Here is a 22,694-nt window from a genome sequence, read left to right on the forward strand (position 1 = left end):
CATGCGATTCCTGTTCTTTACTTCATAGGCAGACTTTATTTAGAGGTTATACTTATATTTTTTCCTTTCACGTTATAACTTATATCACTCAATCGGGATAGTACGCCCAATATATCCGTTATGGTTTCCTCCTGTATGACTCCATCGTAATGTATACTATTCTCCAAATCCTTTTGAAGATGGATGGTTACATCGTACCTCCTCTCCAGATATTTGCAGACGGAAGCCAACGACATATGATCCATATAGAGTTTATCCTCCAGCCAGCTGTACGAATGAGATAACACACCCGATATCGGTCTCATCTTGTTGGTTTGCTTATCGAAAATCGCCATGTCACCGGCGTTCATTAACAACTTATCATTCCCATGATCCAACTCGATACAGCCTTCCACCAACGAGGCTTCAACTGTTTTTTCATCCGTATACGCTTGCAAATTAAAAGAAGTTCCATGTACCTTTAAGCGTAATCCATTGCTCATCTTGATCACGAACGGTATCTTGTTCTTCGAGACATCGAAGAAGCCCTCTCCTTGGAAATTCACTTCCCGGATCTTCTCCTTCGCGTTATAGGAATACGTAATATCAGATCCAGAATTCAGCTTAACAACGGAACCATCCGGCAAGACCACCTCCGATCGGCTTCCGTAATCAGCGGTCATTCGAACCAGCATTTCCGGCTGTTTATCAAATACTCCCATTTTCGAAAACCCGAGGACAAGCAATAAAGTAGCCGCCACTCCTGAAATGATATATCCGATATTCACCAAGCGTTTCCGCTTATTATCTCTCTCCTTATTGATACGATCGATCTTATCCCATGCGTATTGAGCATTAAAAGTTTCTTGCTCCAGATAAGAGCCTGTTTCTTTCCAGATCTCTTTATACCGTTTAAAATCCTCTTGATTAGACTCATCCTCAGCCAACCATTCATCCAGAACCGGATCCACGATCTCTTCATTCATCCTCTCCGATAAATGGTCAACGATGTGTTCTCCTATTTGCTTTTTCTTCTCCATGAGTCTAGTCTTTATTTAAATGACACCACAAATAAAAAAAGGTCCTATACGAACCTTGAAAATTTTCTCATTATTTTATACCTCCTTCATCTCCAGACATTCCTTCAACTTCTGTAAAGACATCCATATTTGATTTTTAATTGTTTTCACGGATATAGATAGTTTCTCCGATATTTCTTTCTGCTTCAATCCTTTTACCCTGTGAAGAAGTAACACTTCTCTACTCCGATCCGGCAAATGGTCTATACAATCATAAAGAGCGATCCTAAACTCTTCTGTTTCCAGTTGATTATCCTCATAGGATAGAAGTAATAAGTCTTGATTCTCTGATAAACTTCCCGTCTGCACCTTTGATCGGATAAAGTTCAAGGCCAGATGTTTAGCCATCCGATATAAATATCCTGATACATTTTCCTTTATCTCTATTCTCCCCCTATTTTTCCATAAATTCAAGAAAAGCTCTTGAACAACATCCTCCGCATCATTTCTATCCATCAATAGACTATACACATACTGACAAAGACGCCCGTAATAACGATCAAACAGTTTATTATAACTGATATAATCATTATTTCCGATCGCTAGCATTAAGACCTTATCGGCATGAACTTCCTGCATATAATCTTCATTTATCATGAATATTCACAATCGTCTTTACAGGTAAAAGAGTTTCGGCAAGACTATGGCTAACAAAAAGAAGAACGAAGATATAAAGCGAACAAATTCAGTTTGTAACCGAAGTTTAAAAAGATGCTTAGTAAAGAGATCTGAGATTTCAGGAAAAGGAGAACTGGATTATAAATATATGTGGTAGAATAATTTACAGTTTATCAACAAAACCATAGTCTTGCCGAGACTCAGTTGAAATAGATCTCAGAAGGATATTTTACAAGAAATTAATCCTGCCTTTCCACAAATCTCCTGTGACGCAAAAGTAGGAAAATTATTATTTGATTGATTATTTTATCATTCTTTTCATATAAGATCATCTTCCCTTTTACTCCCCAGCAAATAAAAAGGGAAATATCTCACGACACTTCCCTTTTACCATGAATCTTATGTTTGAATTATTTTACTTCTACTACAATCATCACAGGGAAATGATCAGATGGAACACGAGCTACATGTTTTTGCATGGAGACCTCCTTCGGAAAATTCGCATTTTGCTCATTCTTCGCATCTTTCGCTTCCGAACGATATGTATCCGTCAAGACACCATATTTTTTCACATCAAACTCTTTCGTAAGGAATAAATGATCGATACGACTGTCTGTTTTGCGATCCGCATGGAAGGCATTAAACGTGCCGTTGGGTACATACCGGAAATCCGCTATCTGATAAGAATCCCGCATAATACCGGAATTGTCCAGTAATAAGTAGGATTCATTATGTTGATCCACATTAAAATCACCTGTTAGAATCGCCGGTAGCTTCTCCGGAAATTCTTTCAACTTCTTAAGGATAAGTTTTGCGCTTTCCGCACGGGCCTGTACACCAATATGATCCATATGTAAGTTAAAGAACAAGAAAGTAAAGCCGGTTTGTTTATCCCGAAATTTACCCCATGTGCAAATACGGGGAAGAACGGCATCCCATCCCTTATTAGGGCGATCGGTTATCGTAGACAACCAAAAGTCCCCATGATCGAGCACCTCGAACTTTCCCGTACGATAAAATATGGCAGAATATTCACCAGCTTGCTTACCATCATCACGTCCTACCCCGATATAATCATAACCGGGCATCGCATTCTTTAGATCTTGCAACTGATGATATTTACCTTCTTGAGTCCCAAAGATATCAAAACCATGGAACTGCACCAATTGGGCAATGTAGGGATAACGTTGTCCCCAGCCATTCCCATTCGTCGAGTCTCCCGCATTCGCATTACGCAAATTATAGGTGGCTACTACCATTGACTCCGCTTGTAACGCAAATACGGAACAAAGGACAAATAAAAAAGAATAAATTAGCTTCTTCATACCTTTTATCATAAAATTAAATCCACATCAATAAATTAGAACTCTGCCTCTATCATTATCGGGAAATGATCCGAAGAGAAATGCCCATACTGGCACTCGTTCAAAGTCCCATATTTATTTACCTGAATACCTTTAGTGACGAAAATATAGTCAATCCGGTTTTTCATCGGGGCATTCAAATTGAATTGGTTTGTCGTTCCTACCGTCCCATAGGGTGGTGTTTTTGAGATTTCCCGTGAGTCCAACAGTAAACCATCGGATTTCAGTATTTGTATAGGCTCAGAATCCGGCGTACCATTGAAATCACCTACACAGATAGCAGGGGAATCCCCCGCTATCTTTTTAATATTAGCCAACATTATCAAAGCAGACTCATGACGTGCCACCTTACCGATATGGTCAAAATGAACGCTGAAGAAATAAAATTCCTTTCCCGAAACCTTATCCTTCAACTTCGCCCAAGAACAAACCCTCCGGCATTGCGCATCCCAGCCAAAAGAAGGCTTATCCTGTGTCTCCGACAGCCAGTAATTTCCCGAGTCCAATAATTTAAACCGATCTTTCTTAAATAAAACCGCGGCATGTTCCCCAGCCTCTTTTCCGTCATCCCGGCCTACGCCGACATACGTGTACGTATCATCTTTCACTAATTCCTTCACTTGGTGAATCAACCCTTCTTGAATCCCAAAGACATCAAAATCATGGAAATGAACCAAAGATACCGCCATGTCTTTGCGGTGTACCCATGAATCATCCTTATCCCCCTCATTATCATACCGCAGGTTAAAACTACCCACGTTCAGTTTACACTTCTGTTGTCCGGATATCCCTATGCAGAAAGTAAATAAAGAGATAAACACTATAATTAAGTTTCTCATGATACCCCCTTGATTACCAGCCCGGATTCTGGCTTAGATTCGTATTGAACTGAATTACTACCTCCGGTATCGGATATAAGTACTGACGAGCCGGCCAGCTACGTCCGGCGTAATTATACTCCATCAAATAACCTCCTTGAACCGGCTTCACGTTAAGCACATTACTCTTATTTGTACCCACATAGACACCAATCGCAGCATACTTCTCATCAGCGATCTTATCCGTATCATAGAAATAGGCATCATAATTACCATCGCCATTCACATCCAACGGTTGGTTAAGTGATGGGATAAAGATACCTTCCCAAGGATCGTTCACCCAAAGATCGCAACAATTCCAACGTTTCAAATCATTTAGGCGCAAACCTTCCAGACAAAGTTCAATACCACGTTCGCGACGGATCTCCAACAAGGAAGGATCAGAGATCGTCGGGTAATAAGAAGCGATATAAGGCTCTGCGGATGACGGACGGGTTGTCAATGTACCTGTCTGTGGTGTGCCTCCCGTAATTCCCGCACGAGAACGAAGCGCACCTATCGTAGCCGCCCAATCCGCATCAGTCAGTTCGCCTAATTCAGCCTTAGCCTCAGCATAGTTCAACAAAACCTCAGCATAGCGCATGATAGGAATGTCATTATCATTCGTAGCCGCATCATCGTAAGCCACGTCATCCATGGCAAACTTCGTAAACTGATATCCCGTCAATGTATGTCCCGTAAAATTAGCCGCGGTCGGCTCATAAACACCAGAAGCATTCTTACGGGTATAATCCGCTCCCCGGATCGTCTGGTTCAAGCGGGTATCACGTCCTGTTGTCTCCTCCACGAAATTCTTATAGCTTCCATCCGCTTTTTTCTCGACATAAGGCGTACCATCCGCATTCAAGTATGACAGCATAAATTTACGGCTCATGCATAAGTGTGGTCCGTAAGTAGAGGAATTATACCACCAATTCTGCTCACCCAGTCCTAACACCTTGTCAGTCTCGATAGCCATCATTACCTCCGTGGTAACGGCCTTATCGGCAATGAAAAGTTCGCGATACGCTCCACGGCCATCGCTATAAGCACCCGAAGTATAAAGTTTGTACGGTCCGTTATCCATAACTTCCTTAGCCGCCTCAGCCGCTAGTTTATATAAATCTTTGGCCGAATATTCCGTACATCCCGTACGAGCGATATCCAATTGGTCAGCGGCATGGTATTTACGCCAAGCAGCCTCAAACAAGCAAACACGAGATTTGAAAGCGGCAGCTGTCCATTTATTTACGATCGTTGAATTATGCGTGACATCCTCTTCCAATATATTCGTATACGCATAATCCAAATCCTCCAAGATATGCCCGATAATCACATCACGTGTATCACGCAGGTTATAAAGATCCGGGTCTTCAGCCTCGTTAAATACCTTATCAATCCAAGGTACCTCGCCATATTGTACCAATTTATCAAAATAGAAGCGAGCACGGAACAAGCGTGCGATACCATTATAATTGTCACGGATAGTCGTGCTTAGTGACTCATTCACGTTATTCTCCAAAAAGAAATTTATATTACGAAGAGCGGACCATGACCAACTCGTCGCGCTATTCGTAGTATAAGCGCCAACCTCCATACCACCCAAGGAATTTTTCACCCCATAATCTGCCGTAGCATCACGCCGGAAAGCGCTTCCTCGGGAAGGCAAGACATTGTAAAATGAGTACGTATACGTCTTCAAACCATTCTCGGAGCTAAACACCATATCCACAGAAGCCTCCGACTTTGGTTCCTCATTCATCTCGCACCCCGAAAATACAGCCAAAAGTGCCACCAGACCGCTTAATAGTATATTCTTTTTCATTTCGTATAATCTCCTATTCTTTAAAATGTAACATTCAGGCCGATGCTGAACGACTTCATCATCGGGTAATTATATCCATCACCACTATTGCTGGAGGTCAAGTCCTTATCCGATTCACCGATATTCGATACATTGACATCCTTGGAATACTTGTAAAGCGGAGACCATGTAAAGAGATTTTCCCCGGAAAGGTAAATTCCCACATTTGTCAAATGCAATTTTTTAATCCATTCCGACGGTAAATTATAGCCAACCTGTATGTTCTTCAAGCGTAGATAGGCCGCATTCATCAAATAGCGCGTGTTAGCGTTCTTATGACCTCCATAGAAAGGCGCATAGTAACCAGCGTAACGAGGCAAGAATGCATCCGGGTTCTCAGGAGTCCAATAGTTTCCCACATGCCAAGAAGGCATCTGGTTATACGGGCGATTGTATTGCCCCCAGAACGTAGAGGCTTCATTAGACGGATACCAATCCTGCTTACCCACTCCTTGGAAGAAAGCACTCACCCAGATATTGTTCCAATCGGCAGAAAGCGTAAAGCTATAAATATAACGAGGCTCCTCGTTACCGATGATCTTACGGTCGCCCGGATCATCTACCGTATTCTGTCCACGATCAATATAACCGTTGCCATTTAAGTCTTCAAACTTAATATCACCCGGATACAACTTATAGGTTTTCGATGTTTGCATGAGCGGATTATAATAGGATTGTCCCGCAGCTTTCGCGGCAGCCTCAGCCGCATCGATACTGGCTTGGTCCTGCCACAAACCATTGGATACAAATCCCCAAATCTCACCGATACGCATCCCCTCATAATAATTCTTGTCGAGTGATTGATTCGCATACTCGCTCAATGACTTATTCGCATTATTAAACCTATCGATCACTGAATAGTAATCTGCCAATGTACCCTTGATGCTATAATTAAATCGCTTACCAGCTAAATCAAATCCATCTCTCCATTCCAAAGACAACTCATAGCCATAAGTAGACATATCCGCATAATTACCTTTCGGAGAAGAAGCACCGAACACATCCGGCACGGTCGGACCATTCACGATCATATCTGTTGTTTTACGGATATAATAATCTCCACTTACGGTCAAACGATTATCAAAGAATCCTAAATCCGCTCCTATATCATACGTCGTAGCGGTTTCCCACGTCAAGTTGCCGGGAAGAGCCGCCGGAGATGACATATAATTCTGCCGCAAACCGTCAAGAATATAATCAGACTTGCTGATACCCAATGTCTGGATATACTGATAATTACTCAATCCGGCCGCATTGCCCAAAGAGCCCCAAGAAAACCGGACCTTAGCGTTAGAGATATGTTCGGACTTAACATTCCACCAAGGTTCTTGCGAGATTCGCCAACCCACGGAAGCCGAGGGGAAGAAAGCCCAACGCTCATCACTCGGGAAGCGGGAGGAACCATCGTAACGTCCGTTTACCTCCAACAGATAACGATCATCAAAGGCATAATTCAAACGGAAGAAAGCGCCGCCAAACTGATAAGCCTTCCATTGTGAGGTAATACTCCGGTTATCAGTACCCATCACCAAATTCATGTTGTCCACGTCGTCCGTCAACAAGTCATCATTATAAGCATAGATGCGTTTGAAAGTAGATTTTTCGTAATTCCATCCAGCCATGGCCTTGAAATAATGTTTCTCGGCAAAAGTTTCCTCAAACTCTGCGAAAAGGTTCGTTGCTAGATAGTTCGTATGATCAGTTGTCTCTGCCAAATTGGAATAGGTACCCGTAATATGTTCGATCTGGCTTTCCCCATCTGCATCAACCGACCGTGCATACGGTGAACGTACTTGTTTCTTGGTCTTCTCTTGCGTCTTCTGTTGATACGTGAAATCACCATTCACACGCAAACGGTCACCCAAGAACTTAGCATTGAATGTCGTAGTATTCTTTAAGTTGGAGTTCTTTGTCGTAATACCGCTACGTCCATAAAGCAAATCGCCTACGGTATAGACGGCAGAATAAGTCATCGTACCATCAGGGTTGAACAGTGGCGATGACGGGTGTCCCTCGTCTGCGATATTTCTCCATACCACACCAGAACCTTCCGAATAGGTAATCGGATTGTAGTATTTATTATGGGAAAACTCAAAGTTATTGTTGATCTTCAACCAAGGAGTTAACTGATAACCTCCCTTGAAACGCATGTTATAGGTCTTGAACTTATCCGTTTGCTCATCGCTATCGAAAAGTCCATCGTAACTATAGAAACGTCCTGACAAATAATAATCAAACTTCCCGTCGGAACCCGAGATGGAAAGATTTTGATTCTGCGCGAAGACACTCTTCTTATACATCAGATCATAATAGTCGGTTCCTTCCGGATAATACACATAACGGCCTTTTGTACCGATAGAGCCATCAGAGATCACCGTCCCGAAATCGCCCGTCTCATGACGGCGCTTATACTCATCCAGCCAAGCCACGGAAAATTGCTGTGTCTTGTTGATACCGGAAGGATTCGCTTGATTGTAATTAAAATAAGCGTCATAAAAATGCTTTGCCCAAATATAACCATCGGAAACTACATCCGGCACATTCTGTGGTGATTGTAATGAATAGCTAGAAGACCATGTCACCTTCGGCTTACCTTCCGTAGCGTTCTTCGTCGTGATCAAAACCACGCCAAATGGAGCACGTGCGCCATAAATAGCGGAAGCGGCAGCATCCTTCAATACGGAAATACTCTCAATATCATTCGGATTTAACATAGAAGGGTCTCCTTCCACACCATCAATCAACACCAAAGCACTACCCCCATTGATAGAACCGGCGCCACGTACGTTAAAATCCGCCGTACGCCCCGGTTTACCATCAGACAAGGAAATATTCAAGTTCGGGACAACCCCTTCTAGCATCTGAGTAGCGTTAGCCGTAGGACGCCCCTCGAATACATCACTAGTCACTTGCTCTACCGCACCGGTCAAATTCACTTTTTTCTGGGAACCATAACCCACCACGACTACCTCATCCAGCTTCTGCGTGTCCTCATGAATAGATATAACCAAATTATCTTTATTGCCTACCGGAACATCTTGAGCCACATAACCAATATAAGAAACCTGAAGTATCGCATTCGGAGTTACCTCAATAGAGAAATGACCATCTATATCCGTGATGGTACCATTGGTAGATCCTTTCACGACCACATTCGCCCCGATGATTGGCTCCCCTTTCGGGTCTGTAATCGTACCGGTAACTTTCTTATTACCTTGTTGCTGAACAGTTTTTACCGATGATAAAACGATCTGATGACCCGATTTCAATACATAAGCCACATTCGCTTGCTTTGCTATCGCATCCATTACAGCATTAATATCCGCATCTTCCACGTCAACAGAGATCGGAGAATTCAGACCTTTGATCCCATCATTATAGAAAAAACGATATTCAGTCGTTTCCTCCAATTCTTTAATAACCTCCCGCATCGGTCTATCCTTTACCGACAACGATATCTGGGCGGCAATCGCAACTCCGGAAAAGCCCGACAATAATTGGGCATACAAAAGTGTCCGGAAAAAAGAGTGCTTGAAATTACTCATTTTTAAAAGTTTTTTAATAATACATAGATTTTAAACAGGTAACTTTACAAGCAAATCATTTACATATTCTATCTTATTTATAACCGGCTAGTTATTTCCTTTAAGATATTATATACAAGTGATTTTGCTTAAGAGGAAGAAGGGCCTTGCCTTTCTTCTTTTTTACTACAATCATCTAGCTCATCTCATAGGCTTCTTCTTTATTAGGTTAACACTCAACTTCCTATTTCTCATTTAAATAAATAGTATCACCTACCGACACATACGTAATCGGAGCCGTAAGGCTTATTATTTCAAATACATTATCCAGACTATTATTCCGGATCACCCCCGAGAAACTGTAGCCTTTAATCTTATTGGACAAAAAACGAACTTCAACATTATACATTCGATTCAACAATACTGCGATCTCCTCCAACGACTCGCCAGAGAAGGCCAGTTCATTCGTACGCCAAAGACGGGCATAAGAAGCATTTGTCGGGTGATTAACAGATAATATATGACTAGACTTATTAAAAACCGCACTCTCATCCGGAGACAGAATCACAAACTCTTTTCCAACCGCTGTTCGTACACTGCCTTCAAACAAGGTCGTAACCACCTCGTCATCTTCCTCATACGCCTTCACATTAAAAGCTGTGCCTAGCGCCTCGACTTCCATATCCCCCACATTTACCAAGAAACGACGCAATGTATCTTTCGAAACTTCAAAATAAGCCTCACCAGATAAAGAAACTGATCTTTCTTTCACGCCATAATCACTCTTATAATTAAGTTTAGTATGCGAATTTAACCATACTTTCGTCCCATCAGGAAGAACCACGCTAGCACGTTGCCCATTATCTGCCAACACCACATAATCCAATGGATCAGGTGGTGGAACCTGTCTCATATTATACCAATGGGAGCCAATTCCAAGGCCTATACATATTAAAGCCACCGCCGCATAAGAAAGCCACTTCCATAAGGTATGCGGTTTCTTCTTTATCTCCAAAGTTTTCTTCTCTTGTCTTATCCGCTTTTTAATCTCACAAAACATCTGTCCTTGTAGCTTAGGAGGAAGCTTTTTCCCGGAAGATTCTTCCCATCTAGACTTATAAAAAGCCATGATCTCTTCCTTATGATCGGGATCTCTAAACCACGCCAAAAGAGTTCGCTCTTCTTCCGGTGAAGTCTTACCACTCATGAAGCGATCCAATAATTCGATATGTGTATGCATTTTTCTCATCGTGTAATAAGTATATCCCGAAAAAGAACTTTACCCTTACACGGAAAAATCGAGAGATCCGTGATTTAACACAAATTAATATCATACTTATTTTCCGCCTTCATAAGTAAACGGTCGATGTTCCTTTTCGCATGTACGGTTACGAAAAGGATTTTCAATAGAGTAAATGTTTTTCACTACCAAACCGACATAACCTTTGACTGATCAAAACAATACAGATGATAATCATCATCCCAGCCCAAGGCTATTAGTTCTTTATCATCGTTTGTCACGCAAATATTGAATAGTCTTATATCCGTAATCAATCGACAAATACATTTTCCACTCCAATCATATACATACGTATATCCGATAAAACTATCTACCCCTACAAACCACAAGATATTTAATGCTTATTAACTATAAAAAGAGTGTTATAAGGCAAAGAAAGCCATCAGAAGAAAGTCGATCTCGCAAAAAACGCAAAGCCCTACTCAACTGTGTCTCCACAGTCTTTTCAGAGATAGAGAGGCGTTCCGCTATTTCTTTATAGGATAAATGCTCATGACGGCTCAAACGAAATATCTCCCGACGGGACAACGGCAATTCTTCTATCAAGCTATTAATATATTCCCGTAAAGACTCCGCATCAATTCGCTCTTCCATAAGCGAATCAACATCTGATAGCTGTCGTTGTAGGCTTTCCGTCAGTTTCTCGGAGAGTAGCCGATTCTCTGTCTCTTTATAAACTAAGTTACGGGCGATGGTGAATAGATAGGCGTCAAAGTTTTGCTCCACATCTATCGTCTCATGCTTCTCCCAAATCTTAAGAAAAACGTTTTGGGTCAAGTCCTCTGCCATAGATTTTTCATATAGTAATGAGTAAATAAAATGATATACATGCTCATTATATTTCCAGAATAGAGTCTCAAAAGCCTTTTCATCTCCATTCTTCAGATCTATAAGCAAATGTCCATCCACTTTCATATTACATATATATTACATATCCACGCCATACAAATCTTATCTCCTTTCTGCATATTTGCAGTTTTCATATACATGAGTTCTGATGAAACTATGTCGGTTAGTGTAGATGATATGAATGATAAGATAAAGATAATCAGCGGATAACTAAATAGTAAAATTACCGATGGTAGTGGAGAACTAAAGAAAAAACGAACTAGATGGTTGTTATTTAGATATTTATATTATAAACAAGACATGGTCTCATCAGAACCAAGTACAAGGTTACTAATAAATATCCAAATATAAACAAGCATCATTACATATCGCAAATATACAAAAAAATGTAAATACAGTATGAGTATCCTTGAAATCTAGTTAAATTCTACTTGAGGACAAAGAATGTCCTCACTAATTATCCGCTTCGCAAATGATATATTGATAAAGGTCGGAATGTCCGGTTTTATCGATTATCTTATGCTTTTCGAGTTGGAATTTCAGTTGGGCCAAACCAAGAGCACCAAAGCCGGGAAGGTCTAATAAAGAATCGAGTCCGTTTTTGAGGGCGTAACGTAGAATATCTTCTATGGTTTCTATATTCAAGGTTGTAAGGCATTTACGGATATAGGGCGCTAAGGTGAGACGGGTAATGGGTTGGCATATCCGTTTCGCGGCATTTAAGGGAACGGGAGTAAGTGATCGGGGAGATTCGATACATAGACCGTTTTGGAGCGCCTTTTTATATAATCTTCTCAATTCGTATTCCATGTTCCTGTTCTCTATCCACAGACGTTCTATCTCAAGGTCTTGATTCGTGATTGTTTTCTTGTATTCGGTCAGGAAGCCCATGTTTTCTTGCAAGCGGAGCGATATGACCTTATATCGGCGACAGATTCCGTCGTAGGATATACCACAACGTTTGGCTACGTCTTCTATCTTGGCTCCGGAAGTTATTTCCGTAAAGATAAGTCGGTCTTTCTTGTCGTGTATGAATGTTGATAGTTCGGCGATAATGAGTTTAAGTAGGGGAGAGATGTTTTTAAGGGATCGCAGGCAGAAAAGGTAATCATCGAATTGGGAGATGATCTCGTTTATCTCTTCTTCCTTGTCTTGGATGATAAGTTGCAGGTATAGCTTTTGTATTCCCATACGCTCGATATGGGAAATAAATTCACGTAAATTGGTCAGATCGACTAGGCGAACACCTTGCTTCACGACGTAAGATGTTATTTTTTTAGATATCGCCCATTGCTGGATTTCTTCAGATGGAAAGCCGGTGATACAAGCGGCTTCTTCAATAGTAATAAACTCAGGCATAACTATTTGATTAAAGTAAAACTTATACTATTTATCTTTAAAAAGGGCGTTATTTGGCGTTATATTGAAGAGCTGGCCTTTCATTATAAAATAAAGAAAGGGCGATTGGCTGAACATTACGTTGACAAAGGTTCCGCTAAAAACCCACATTAGAGTAAAGTCAGCCGCACGCCCCCCTTTATCTATATACAATAATCTTATCCATACTTTAACAGCATAGATAACACGTATATTCGGTAAAGGGTTGCGGGGCCTTCTTTGCGCTTCTCTAAAGTTGAAAAATTTAGCGGATTCTGTCAACTCGCACAAATATCGCACGCAACACAAGGCTTCTAACTTAAAAGCCTTTTATTGTCGCAAATATACGTATTTAAAAATATTTTAGTCTATAATAATCCATACGTTTTCTATTTTATCATTGTTTTACTACCAACAAAGAAAGAATAAGTAGATAAAAACCTATGCTTTTACCTTTTGCTTTTCTGTCTTAATTACTAGCTAGGCAAATATATGATATATTCTTTAATTATAATTGATTATTAAGGAAGAAATCAAGATGGCAATCCATCAAACAGTACGAAGACTACTACCCTAAAGTTTATGGAATGACCTTACAAAACACTTTTATAGTGCAAAAAAGATTAGGTACATTGCCAAATGGCTTTTTTAGGTAGAAAGTTACCAGTTAACTAACATTTCAAAGTAAGTTAGCTTCAACGGCAAAGTAAGCTAACTTAAATGACCAAGTAAGTTAACTTCATAAATCCGGGGTGAAATCCGCAAACGACATACAACACGCATCTACACTCCCAACACTATATAACCGCTATGGATATTTGAAGTATTGATAATAGGCGGTTTACTTCTGTTATCCGTAACTCCAACCTTATCAGTCAACAAGCCTTTCATTAAAAGATAAGCACATCATAATGGCACGACTGTGCCATCCTAGTGGCACACCATTGCCATAAGGAAGGCACAGCTATGCCACGCCAATGGCACTGCCGTGCCACGATATGGGAAATGATTGGCACTGCGGAAGTCTGTTAACTAGACAGTTAAGGATGGATAAATAATTATTCCCCTAACTTATCAAGCAACTCATACGACGGAACGAAGAAAAGAGTTCCCGTTATCGGCGTGCTGAAGTCCAGCAGACGATCCGTATTGCCTACGGGATCACCGACGAACATATTCTCCAGCATTCGTCGGGTGGTGCTGAACGTGCTGGCATAGGCGATAAAATAGGTACCGTATTCACCTTTGGAGGTATGGGCGAATGGCATGTTAGCACGGACTATTTTCAGATCGTCTCCGATGTTCGTCACGGCGTTATGGGCGTTCTTCGGTTTTTCCTCATCTGATAGCTCGACATCGTTGAATTTACGTCGACCGATGACTTTCTCTTGCTCTTCCACTGGAAGCGCATTCCATGCCACCATATCATGAATGTATTTTTGCACAAATACATAACTTCCGCCCATAAACTCGGGGTCCTCATCGCCTATTACTGCGAAACGATAGGGGTCTTCATCCACGGCAGGGTTCTCCGTACCGTCCACGAAACCGATAATCGCCTTACCGTCTCTATACCGAAAACCGTGGGTCTCATCGATCGATTCCACGACACCCCGCAGTTTCTGGTCTATAATGGAGGCGAACTCAAAGCACAGTCCCATCTGCTTACAGCGGATGTGGAACAGTAAATCCCCGGGGGTAGAAACAGCCGTAAGCTTAACTCCTTTGATCTCTTCAAACGGTTGCAATTCTTTGGGGTTTCCTTGCTCCGGGAAGAAGCGTTTCCAAGCATCCGCCCCGAATCCTATCGTACAACTGAATTGCATATCAGGATAGCGATTGCGCATACTACGTATCAAAGCGGAGAAATTAGCGCACACGTCCTTCACCTTATCAATCGTGTCGGGGAGATCTTTTAGAGCATAGACAATGAAAACCGCATTCTCACCCGGTTTTTGGGTAACATCTTGCGGATAGTTAGCGTTCAATGGATTTTGTAGAGAGTTCATAGCACATCTTTAATTATATTGTTATTATATGGATATAACTCTATAGATGCTCTCTTGTTCAAGGAAATGTAACGAAAAATGTCCTAGCGGTTATTTTTCAATATCTAGTTGTAGAGACGGGGCGTACCCCGTCTCTACAACTGGGTAGTTATTTCACCTCCACGCTGATCTTCTGCTTGATATCTGAGGCGGAGGCTCCTAGTTGGAGGATGAACTCGCCGGGTTCTACGACGAATTGGCTTTGTGCCTCACTATAGAAAGCTAAAGAGGATACGGGGATGTCCAACGTGATTCGCCGACTCTCGCCGGGTTTAAGGAATACCTTCTTGAAGCCCTTTAACTCCTTGACCGGACGCATCACGGAGCAAACCGGATCGCTTACATACAATTGGGCCACCTCAGCTCCTTCACGGTCTCCGGTATTGGTTAGGGTGAAAGTCGCTTGGATCGTATCCGCTTGATCGTACGTCTCTTTATCCGTATTCAGGTTGGAATAGTCGAATGTCGTATAGGATAAGCCGTAACCGAACGGATAAACGACCGGAAGCCCCTTCGTATCGAACCAGCGGTAACCTACCAAGATATCTTCCTCATAATTCACTTTCAAATCCCTGCCGGGGAAGTTGCCCAACGCATGCGCCGGAGATTGATCCAAGCTCACGGGAGTGGTGAACGGCATCTTCCCGCTCGGATTCACCTTGCCGGATAATACGTCCACCAAGACATTTCCTCCTTCCATGCCGTTGAACCAAGCCCAAACGATAGCCGGGGAACAAATATCCACGGCGGCCATATTCAGCGGCGATCCGGCGATCATGACCACGATCGTACGAGGATTCGCCTTTACCACCTCTTGAATCAACTCAACCTGTCCGTAAGGGATATCCATATTCAGACGGTCGAACGACTCGGTATCATAATCATGGTTCAAACCACAAACCAAAAGGGCCACGTCACTCGTGCGGGCAACCTCTACCGCCTCTTTCAATAACGCGTCGCTTTCCTGTGTCTTGGAAGAGAAAGTACCAGAGCTTTGCCCATTATTGCTTCCCTCCACGAAAGTAGATAACTTCTCATAGCCTTGGGCAAAACGGATATCCACCTTATCGCCCCATTTCGCACGAAGCGCCCCTAATGGAGTTACCTCGTAAACCGCCTTGATCTCGGAACTCAAGCCACCATTGGAATGTTTGCGGGTAGCGTTATCGCCAATTACCGCCAGACTCTTGATCGAGGAGAAATCCAACGGGAGAAGATTATTCTGGTTCTTCAATAAGACAATGGCTTCGGCAGCCGCGTCGTAAGTGGCTTGCTGATGCTCTTTCGTATTCATGGAGCCCGGGCCGAAACGCTTTTTCGGGTCCAAGACATTCGTCTTGATCATCACACGTAAGACATCGCCCACCTTCTCGTCCACCAAGCTCATAGGAACCTTACCGGACTTAACAGCATCGATCAAGGGGTTGGCATAATACCAATCCTCATATTTATCAATCAGCGTGCCCATCTCCAGATCCAAGCCGGCCTCCATAGAAGGAACCGTGCTATGAGCGGCTCCCCAATCAGTTACATATACGCCATCGAATCCCCATTCATTCCGAAGGATCTTGCGAACCAAGTAGTTATTCTCCGCGCAGAACTCCCCACGGAATTTATTATAAGCGGCCATTACCGTCAAGGCGCCTCCCTCCTGTACGGCCGCCTTGAAAGCGGGTAAATAAATCTCACGCAAGGCACGCTCGCTACATTCCACATCGACCGTCGTACGGTTTGTCTCTTGGTTATTCACGGCGAAATGCTTTACGCTACAAGCCACGTCACGGCTCTGCAAGCCTTTGATATAAGCGACCGCCAATACGGAGTTCATATAAGGGTCCTCGCTCATATACTCGAAGTTACGGCCACAAAGCGGGGAGCGAATGATATTCACGCCCGGGCCCAGCAACACATCCTTCTTTCGCCAGCGAGCCTCCTCGCCCAGCACCTCGCCCCGGCGATAAGCCAACTCCGGGTTCCAAGCGGCGGCGAAAGCCGTGCCGGTCGGGAAATAAGAGGCGGAATCATTTGTCCAACCCGCATACGCCCAATCGTGGCGATTGATCTCCGCACGTACCCCGTGAGGCCCGTCGCTCAAGCTCCACTCGGGAATCCCCAGACGCTCTACTCCGGCAACATAGAATTTTGAGTTACCATGCAACAACCCGACCTTTTCCTCCAAGGTCATCTTCTTAATCAGTTTCTCGATACGTTTCTCCATTTGTACCTTCTCTTTATCCGTGACCTGCGAGCTCGCGGCAGCCGCGTTCAAGAATAGCCCGCAAGCGATCACGCCTATTATCTTTTTCATTTCCTCTTTATTTATAGGTTTATTATTGCGCTTGAATCGTTACCGTCGCCTCGGGTAAGCCCTCGGCTATGGCTTTTAAGTGGATGTCGCCTTGTCCGCCCTTGTTCCGGATCACGACCAAGGCTTTTCCGTAGTAGGCTTGCCGTTTCGGTTTACGGAGGCTGTTCGGATCGTTCGGATCTCCGTTATCCGTTCCGGCGATCTCACCCGGGCCCTCCACGGAGAAACGGATCAACGGGGTAGCGTCGGGAACCCGGTTACCATCGATATCGCATACATCTACGGTTACAAACGATAGGTCCGAGCCATCCGCTTGGATGACGCTACGATCCGGGGTCAAGACCAAACGGGCCGGCTCTCCTGCCGTATGGATCTCTTTCACCAAGACCTCCTTACCCCCTAAGCGGGAGACGGCTCTCAAGGTTCCGGGCGTAAAAGGCACACGCCAAGAGACATGATAGGTACTGTCCGTTTTTTGTCGTACGCCTAGGCTCTTTCCGTTTAGGTATAGTTCCACCTCATCGGCATTGTTATAATAGGCCCAGATATCCACCCGTTCGCCTTCCTTCCAGTTCCAATGCGGGAAAATGTGCAATACGGGTTCATCCGTCCACTCGCTTTTATACATATAATATACATCCTTCGGGAAACCCGCCAGATCCACGATACCGAAGAAGCTGCTCCGGCTGGGCCACCAATAGGGGGTAGGCTCTCCCAAGTAATCGAAACCCGTCCAGACGAACAGGCCGGATACATGCGGAAGCGTCTTCACCAGATGCCAAGTCTTCTCGTGCGTAGAGCCCCAAGGTACATGGCAATTATCATAAGAGGAGCAAACATGCTCGGGAGCCTCGAAAGGCTTGTCCCACGATTCCGGACGGATATAAATATGATCGGACGGCATCTCATAATAGCCACGGGTCATCAAGGCCGAGGTAGATTCGCTCACGATCAGTTTCCTTCCGGGGAAATTCCGGAGAAACGGTTCAAGATATTGCTCATGGTAGTTGAAGCCCAGCACGTCCAAGGCATCCGAGCGGAACAGATGATTCGCAGGGTTTACCTCGTTACAGCCGGCGGTAACGACCCGGGAAGTATCCAGCCGTTTCACGATAGCCGCCAGATGACGGGTGATCAAGGATTGACGACTAAGGGTCGTATCCTTCAGCAAAGCGGGATCAATGGCATGGCCCGCATTCAAGATCAGGTTCGCCGCTTGCAGATCCAGCTCGGTAGCGTCGGCATGACTCCATTGCTCAAGTACCTCATTGCCTATACTCCACATGAAAACAGAGGCGTGATTCCGGTCACGCAAGATCTCGTCCGTCAAATCCCGCTCATGCCACTCCGCGAAATACCGGGCGTAATCGTATGGGGACTTACGGCGTTCCCACATATCGAAAGACTCATCCTGTACCAGAAGGCCCATACGATCGCAAAGATCCAGCAACTCGGGTGCCGGGGCGTTATGGCTGGTACGGATCGCGTTCACACCCATCTCCTTCATGATCTGTAGCTGGCGCTCGATAGCCCGTGTATTCACGGCGGCACCCAGACAGCCTAAATCATGATGCAGGCAAACCCCTTTTATCTTCAAAGGCTTATCATTCAAATAAAAGCCGGTAGCGGAATCCCAACGGAACGTACGCAATCCGAATACCGTCTCGTAACGATCTACCACCTTACCAGCCACTTTCACTTCCGTGACGGCCGTGTAGAGCGAGGGAGAATCGGGGCTCCAAAGCTTGGGATTTGAGATCGAGAACTGATGATCGACAGATGCCTCCCGCATACGGGTGTCGTAACAGGGCGTATACGGTACCCGTAACAGAGTTGTTACGGGTGCCGTAACAACTCTGTTACGGTCATCGTAAATAGAGGTAGAGACTTCGGCCTCCCTATCCGCCTCCGAGCTATTCCTTATTCTCGCCTCCAAGGAGAAGGTAGCCTCCTCCGGTGAGATCTTCATATCATGCACGAAAGTGCCCCAGTTGTCCACATGTACCGGATTCACCTTCACCAGCCATACGTTACGGTAGATACCGGAGCCGGAATACCAGCGGGAGTTCGGCTGCTCGCTATTATCCGCCTTCACTACAATTACGTTCGGTTGGCTTCCATACCTCAAATAAGGCGTCAAGTCATAACGAAACGATACATAACCATTCGGGCGGAATCCCAGCGAATGACCATTGATCCAAACCTCGCTATTCCGGTAAACCCCGTCGAAATCAACATAAACAACCTTACCCCGATCCGTCTCCGGAAGGGTAAATGTCTTTCGATACCAGCCAATCCCGCCCGGTAGCGCACCGCCGCCCGGGGTAGACGGGTTATCGAGGGAGAAATCCCCCTCGATACTCCAATCATGCGGTAAAGATAAGATACGCCAAGTGGAATCATCGCTGTCCGGGGATGAATAATCCTGAACGCTATCCGACAAGGCAAATTTCCAATCGTCATTCCATGAGCTACGTTCACGCACCTGCTCCCCGGTGGGGGAACAGGCGGTGAGCAATAGGCCCAGAAGCCACGCGAATGGCCGATTCATCAGTGATATCATTAGTGATTATATAGTTTAATTGATATTACCCAGTTGTAGAGACGGGGCGTGCCCTGTCTCTACAACTAGAGGTTTACCTTGGTAAGATATTGTCACGTCCTTGCCAGCGGGGTTCTCCGGCGTGATGAGACGTACCGTGATCTGACGCTCGCGGATCATGCCCGGATAATCGCCCTCCCGCGCGCCGATCGTGAGCGTTCGCCTCGCATCATCATAAACAAACGGGATGGTAGCGTAATTTCCTTTCTCGTAATCGTAGGTCACGCCATTATCCTCATATAAGGTGAAGGAGCCGTCGGCACCGGCGTAAACAGAGACGGTTAAGTCTTTCTGCTCCTCTTTCGTAGACTGGATTACCTTTCCGGTCGGTACGATAGAACCGGCTCTCACGAACAAAGGCATACGCTCGTAAGGAGCATCCACGTCCATTGTCGTTCCGCCTTGCACAGGCTTGCCGTTGTAAAAATCGTACCAAATGCCGGCCGGGAAGTACACCTCACGGTCGCGAGCCTTATACTCATACACCGGGCATGCCATGAAGGCCGGGCCAAACATAAACTGGTCGTCTATATCGTAAGTCTTCTCATCGTCCGAATAATCCATCACCATGGCACGCATGATCGTATAATCCTCAAAATGCGTCTTGGAGGCCAAGCTATAGATATACGGCATCAATTGATAACGCAACTCGGTATAATACTTCATCGATTGGTACGTAGGCGATCCTTCCGGAGCGATATTATAGATCTCGCGGCAAGGATATTGCCCGTGGCTACGGAACAACGGACAGAAAGCTCCGAACTGATACCAACGGTTGTTCAACTCCCTCCATTCCCTCAAATCCTCGCTACCTTCCTTAGCAGCCATATAACGGTTCTCCACGCTGAAGCCACCGATATCCATCGTCCAGTAAGGGATACCGGACATGGCGAAGTTCAAGCCGGCGCTGATCTGCGCTTTCATATCCTCCCAGCGAGTACCGATATCACCACTCCATGTAGCGGTAGAGTAACGTTGCTGGCCGGCGAAACCGGAACGGGTCAACAAGAATACACGGTCATCCGGGTTTACGCTACGTTGTCCGTCGTAGATCGCCTCGGCGTTCTCCAAGGCATACGCGTTGAAGTATTTCGTGGACGGGCCCAGATAAGTCGGTCCGCAAAGCGCCTTCCGGTATTCGATGTCCGTATTATCCTGTACGTTCGGCTCGGAAGCGTCCATCCACCAAGCGTCAATGCCCAAGGAATACAGATGCTCGTTCATCTGTTCCCAGAAAAGCTTGCGGGCTTCCGGGTTGTACGCATCATAGAAAGAACCGATATAACCCGGATAAATCCAGTCGCGGATACTATCCTTAATCGCCTGCTGATACATGGCACCCAGCGCGTCCAACTCTTTATAATGCTCTGTCGTATAATAAAACTTCGGCCATACGGAGATCATGATACGGGCATCCTTATCGTGGATTTCCCGAATCATGCCTTTCGGGTCCGGGAAGCGTTCCTTATCAAACTCATGGCTGCCCCACGCATCTACCGGCCAATAGCTCCAGTCCTGTACGATCACATCCAAGGGGACCTGCCGCCGGCGGTACTCGTCCAAGGCACCCAGTAGCTCCTCTTGCGTCTTATAACGCTCGCGGCTCAACCAGAATCCCATCGCCCATTTCGGCATGATCTGGCTCTTGCCCGTAACCGTACGGTAACCGCTGATCACCTTATCCATGGAAGACTCTCCATTGATGAAGTAGTAATCGATATCATCCCCCATTTCCGACCAGAAAGCCAACCGCTCCCGCTCCTCCTCCGGTAACGGAGATAATACCTTCAAGCCGATATAAGAGACATCGCCATCCGGCAACCATTCGATACGGATCGGATAACGTTTGCCCTTTTCCAGATGAGCCGTGGCTTTATAATCATTCGGGTTCCAAGCCGCACGCCAGCGTTCCGGGATGATCTCCTTATTATCCACAAAGACCTTGGTATAACCGGCGTAATGCAGTTTGAAATGGTACGTACCGGTCTCCTTTGCCTCGATCTCGCCCTCCCAAGTAGCGGAAGCGCTCGGCTTCGGGAAGTCTGCCGGCAGGTTCTTGATGGTTTTCAGATTCTCATAATCCACCTTATCCTCATCCCGTCGGATTAAAACGGAATGCTTCGTCTTATCCGTATAGTAAGTAGCGGTCAACGCCCCTGCCTTCCCGTCTTTCCCGTATAGGCCAAAGACATCGCCCAAATCGGCGTATGGACGCTTGTCGCCGAAACGACTCAAGGAATAGTTATGCCAAAGTACACCATACCCTTTTGAGGAAACGATAAACGGCACGCTCACCTTCGTGTTATATTGGAAAAGCTCCTCGTTCTTGCCTTTGTAGTTGAACTCATCGCTCTGATGCTGTCCTAGGCCGTAAAGCCCTTCCTCGTCCTCGCTCTCAAATACCTGACATAAGGTATAGCCTTTGGTTCCTTCCACCTCGATCGGCGTAAACTCCTTGCCGCCGTTTGCCTTCTCCCGAAGGATCGTGCGTCCGTTGGCGTCGGTAAAACGAACCTCTCCGGTCTCCCGGGAAAGACGGGCCTGTGTGGTTTGCGTACTTACGATGATCGTATCCCCCGAGGTCGTTATCTGAAACGATGGGGCGGGCAACGATTTCGTGTCTTTGATCAAGTTCACTTGGTTGGAAAACTTACCATCCGGAGAGGCGATTACCCGGATAATATCATCAGAGATTACTTCCAATTTGACAGCCTTCGCCTGTCCGGAACGGATATCGGCGACCAAGCCATTCTCGACCTTCCGGTAAGCGGAATCAGTCATGCAGGAAGTCAGCAGGGAAAGCCCTAACGTGAATACCGCGATGTGTTGTTTCATATTCTATAGATTCTTTAATTATTTCCGATCAGCAATGACTTCGAACAGGTTTTTCCATACAAGAAAAATGGTTCTTCATTCGTTGGCAAA

At 44.9% G+C, this 22,694-nt stretch carries 13 protein-coding genes; all 13 read right to left on the bottom strand.

Annotated features, from left to right (window positions below):
- Positions 1-35: 35 nt before the first annotated feature.
- Positions 36-1,019 (bottom strand): FecR family protein, encoded by a 984-nt coding sequence (locus tag HMPREF0999_RS05655; protein WP_009275413.1) that lies wholly within the window; start codon positions 1,017-1,019, stop codon positions 36-38.
- A 75-nt stretch (positions 1,020-1,094) separates the two neighbouring features.
- The gene (locus tag HMPREF0999_RS05660) at positions 1,095-1,637 is read right to left on the bottom strand and encodes an RNA polymerase sigma factor (RefSeq protein ID WP_009275414.1); all 543 of its coding nucleotides are present in this window, start codon (positions 1,635-1,637) and stop codon (positions 1,095-1,097) included.
- Between the two features lie 449 nt (positions 1,638-2,086).
- Positions 2,087-3,001 carry an endonuclease/exonuclease/phosphatase family protein gene (locus HMPREF0999_RS05665; protein ID WP_005860191.1) on the bottom strand — a complete coding sequence of 305 codons (915 nt, stop codon included), beginning with the start codon at positions 2,999-3,001 and terminating at the stop codon, positions 2,087-2,089.
- Between the two features lie 35 nt (positions 3,002-3,036).
- Entirely contained in the window at positions 3,037-3,879 is an 843-nt protein-coding gene (locus HMPREF0999_RS05670) for an endonuclease/exonuclease/phosphatase family protein (RefSeq protein ID WP_005860194.1), read from the bottom strand.
- A gap of 13 nt (positions 3,880-3,892) precedes the next feature.
- Positions 3,893-5,722, bottom strand: a complete 1,830-nt coding sequence (locus HMPREF0999_RS05675; RefSeq protein WP_009275415.1) for a RagB/SusD family nutrient uptake outer membrane protein — start codon at positions 5,720-5,722, stop codon at positions 3,893-3,895.
- A 20-nt stretch (positions 5,723-5,742) separates the two neighbouring features.
- Complete coding sequence (locus HMPREF0999_RS05680) at positions 5,743-9,306, bottom strand: SusC/RagA family TonB-linked outer membrane protein (protein ID WP_005860198.1); 3,564 nt, start codon at positions 9,304-9,306, stop codon at positions 5,743-5,745.
- Positions 9,307-9,529: 223 nt separating this feature from the next.
- Positions 9,530-10,534 (bottom strand): FecR family protein, encoded by a 1,005-nt coding sequence (locus tag HMPREF0999_RS05685; protein WP_034535482.1) that lies wholly within the window; start codon positions 10,532-10,534, stop codon positions 9,530-9,532.
- Between the two features lie 399 nt (positions 10,535-10,933).
- Positions 10,934-11,500 carry an RNA polymerase sigma factor gene (locus HMPREF0999_RS05690; RefSeq protein WP_005860201.1) on the bottom strand — a complete coding sequence of 189 codons (567 nt, stop codon included), beginning with the start codon at positions 11,498-11,500 and terminating at the stop codon, positions 10,934-10,936.
- A gap of 387 nt (positions 11,501-11,887) precedes the next feature.
- Positions 11,888-12,793: a hypothetical protein gene (locus HMPREF0999_RS05695; RefSeq protein ID WP_009275417.1), complete on the bottom strand. Its 906-nt coding sequence runs from the start codon at positions 12,791-12,793 to the stop codon at positions 11,888-11,890.
- 1,076 nt (positions 12,794-13,869) lie between these two features.
- Entirely contained in the window at positions 13,870-14,820 is a 951-nt protein-coding gene (locus HMPREF0999_RS05705; protein ID WP_005860205.1) for a Dyp-type peroxidase, read from the bottom strand.
- Between the two features lie 148 nt (positions 14,821-14,968).
- On the bottom strand, positions 14,969-17,167 hold the full coding sequence (locus tag HMPREF0999_RS05710; protein ID WP_009275418.1) for a glycoside hydrolase family 3 C-terminal domain-containing protein: 2,199 nt from the start codon (positions 17,165-17,167) through the stop codon (positions 14,969-14,971).
- A 22-nt stretch (positions 17,168-17,189) separates the two neighbouring features.
- Positions 17,190-19,718: a sugar-binding domain-containing protein gene (locus HMPREF0999_RS05715; protein ID WP_009275419.1), complete on the bottom strand. Its 2,529-nt coding sequence runs from the start codon at positions 19,716-19,718 to the stop codon at positions 17,190-17,192.
- Between the two features lie 27 nt (positions 19,719-19,745).
- Positions 19,746-22,604, bottom strand: a complete 2,859-nt coding sequence (locus tag HMPREF0999_RS05720; protein WP_009275420.1) for a TIM-barrel domain-containing protein — start codon at positions 22,602-22,604, stop codon at positions 19,746-19,748.
- Positions 22,605-22,694 lie beyond the last annotated feature (90 nt).

Source organism: Parabacteroides sp. D25, from assembly GCF_000307475.1.
GTDB classification, from domain to species: domain Bacteria; phylum Bacteroidota; class Bacteroidia; order Bacteroidales; family Tannerellaceae; genus Parabacteroides; species Parabacteroides distasonis.